Raw genomic sequence first — 530 nt, 5'->3', positions numbered from 1 at the left:
AAAAAAAAAAAAAAAAAAAAGAAAATAAAAAAGAAAAAAGAAAAAAAGAAAAAAGAAAAAGAAAAAAAAAAAAAAAAAGAAGAAGATAGAAGGAAAAAAAAAGAGAAAAAAAGAAATAGTGAAAAAGAAGGAAAGGAAAAGGAGAGGAATAAGAAGGAATAAGAGGATTAAAAATAAAAAGAAAAAAAGAAAAAAAAATAAAGAAATATGAAGAATAGATAAAAAAAAAAAAAAAGAGAAAAAAGAAAGAAAGAAAATGAAAAAGAGAAAAAAAAAAAAAAAAAAAAAAGAGAAAAAAAAAAAAGAAGAGAAAAAAAAAGAAAGAAAAAAAGAAAGAAAGAAGAAAAATAAGAGAGAAAAGAAAGAGGAAGAGATGAAAAGAAAAAAAAGAAAAAAGAAAGAAAAAAAAGAAGAGAAAAAAAAATTGAAAAACAAAAAAAAGAAAATATGTAGGAGAAAAACAAAAGAAAAGGAAGAAATAAAAGAAAAAGAAGTGAGAAAAAAAAGAAAGAAAAAAAAAGATCATGAAG

The 530-nt window shown here is 18.5% G+C and carries 1 protein-coding gene; it reads left to right on the top strand.

The features are described 5' to 3' along the window. Positions 1-256: 256 nt before the first annotated feature. The coding region (locus F3D62_RS13340) for a hypothetical protein (RefSeq protein ID WP_191092631.1) at positions 257-530 on the top strand (274 nt) is incomplete at its 3' end.

It is taken from the genome of Francisella sp. SYW-9 (assembly GCF_008711465.1).
GTDB lineage: Bacteria > Pseudomonadota > Gammaproteobacteria > Francisellales > Francisellaceae > Francisella.
The sequence above is the reverse complement of the archived record's forward strand: the minus strand, read 5'-3'. Positions and strand labels throughout refer to the sequence as shown.